Annotated in this window: 1 protein-coding gene; it reads left to right on the top strand. The window is 56.5% G+C overall.

Annotated elements, in window-relative coordinates; translation table 11 throughout:
• The first annotated feature begins 232 nt into the window (after positions 1–232).
• Positions 233–967, top strand: a complete 735-nt coding sequence (rph, locus tag NW856_RS13230) for a ribonuclease PH (RefSeq protein ID WP_011433341.1) — start codon at positions 233–235, stop codon at positions 965–967.
• Positions 968–1,160: the final 193 nt, after the last annotated feature.

The raw sequence follows: 1,160 nt of genomic DNA, 5'->3' as shown, positions 1-1,160 counted from the left end.
TGCGCGTAGCGCGGGTGTCGGGTAGTTTACAAGTGCTTCACTTTCTTCCGCGTAGAGGTGGCATACCCGGCAATATCCAATTTGCGGCGGTTGCTACACTTGTCGTCCTTGCCTTCCCAGACCAATTCCGTCCGCAGCCGTCGCCCCAGTCATGTTCTGCAAAGATTCCAAGTCCTGAGCCGCATTGGGCAGACATGGTTGACAATGCGAGGGATCCCTTTTTGAACTGTCCATGAGCTGGCAACGCCCAGATAATCGCACCGCTGCTCAATTGCGCCCGGTTTCTTTTGAGCGCCACTTTACCCGCTATGCCCCTGGCTCGGTGTTGGTCAAGTTCGGCCATACCCATGTCCTTTGCACCGCCAGTGTGGCCGAAGAAGTTCCCCCTTTTCTGCAGAACACCGGCCAAGGCTGGCTGACGGCTGAGTACCGCATGTTGCCCGGAGCCACGCAACAACGACAGCCGCGGGAAATGTTGAAACTATCGGGCCGTACTGCCGAGATTCAACGGCTCATCGGGCGCAGTCTGCGCGCCGCCTTGGATTTTCGCAAGCTGGGATCCCGTACCATCACCGTCGATGCCGATGTGCTGCAGGCCGATGGCGGAACGCGCACCGCCGCGATCACAGGGGGCTATGTGGCTCTGCACGACGCCATCACTTGGCTGTACAAACAGGGGGCGCTGGATCCGGCCCAGGGATCCCCGCTGCGGCAGCAGGTGGCGGCCCTTTCAGTAGGAATTGTGCAGGGAGAGGTACTTGTGGATCTGTGCTATGAGGAAGACAGCCAAGCCGAGGTGGACATGAACATTGTTATGAACGAGCAGGGATCCTTCATCGAGATCCAGGGCACTGCCGAAGCCGCCTGCTTCAGTCGCCCGCAACTGCTACAAATGTTGGAGATGGCCCAAGCCGGGATCCAAGAATTGCTACAAGCCCAACGGCAGGCTCTCAATTTAGAAAGATAGAGCCATAGCCGGACCCTAGCCTTGCAATGGTAATCCTTCAAGGCACTGCATATGGGATTGCATGGGTGTATATCCTGGTTGGCAAAGCGGTATTCCCTCGCTGTAAAGGAATGGCCGGGAAAGCTAAGATCAGCCAGTTGTTAAAATAAGTGAGCTCTCTGAAGCTGATACATTTACGCTGAACACTGCTGAA

Source organism: Synechococcus sp. R3-13, assembly GCF_047462195.1.
GTDB lineage: Bacteria > Cyanobacteriota > Cyanobacteriia > Thermostichales > Thermostichaceae > Thermostichus.
Note: the sequence above shows the minus strand (reverse complement) of the source record. Positions and strands in the feature narration are given on the sequence as shown.